Source organism: Mycobacterium simiae (genome assembly GCF_008370645.1).
GTDB classification, from domain to species: Bacteria; Actinomycetota; Actinomycetes; order Mycobacteriales; family Mycobacteriaceae; genus Mycobacterium; species Mycobacterium simiae_A.
In genome coordinates this window covers 1-514 of sequence record NZ_VTZN01000510.1, presented here as the reverse complement: position 1 = coordinate 514, position 514 = coordinate 1, and the positions used below count along the sequence as shown (strand labels likewise).

At 76.5% G+C, this 514-nt stretch carries 1 protein-coding gene; it reads right to left on the bottom strand.

The features are described from left to right. A partial coding sequence (locus F0Q45_RS28405) for a hypothetical protein (protein ID WP_188113203.1) occupies nucleotides 1-514 on the bottom strand: 514 nt, incomplete at both ends.

Sequence of the window (514 nt, the reverse complement as noted above, 5' to 3'; positions counted from 1 at the left end):
CCGGCCACCGTCGCTGAACAGCAGCCCGCCTCTGCCGCCGGCGCCGCCATCACCGCCGACTCCGCCGGCACCGCCGTCGCCGCCGGTCTCGCCCAGTCCACCAACGCTTCCCGCCGAACCAGCCCCACCATCGCCGCCGGCGCCGCCCGCCGCGCCAGCGCCGAACAAGAACCCGCCATTGCCACCGGCTCCGCCAAACCCGCCAGCCCCGGTCGATGCGTGCCCCCCGGCTCCGCCGGCACCGCCGGCACCGAACAAACCCGCGGCGCCGCCAACACCTCCTGCCCCGCCGGCGCCACTCGAAGAACCCCCGCCTGCCCCGCCTGCCCCACCGGAGCCGAACACCAGCCCACCGGCGCCGCCCCTTCCGCCAGCCCCGCCGACCCCGCTGGATGCAAACCCGCCCGCACCGCCGACACCACCTGCGCCGAACAATCCCGCAGCGCCGCCATTACCTCCGGACTGGCCAGCAGCGCCCGACCCACCGGCCCCGCCGTTGCCGATCAATATCCCA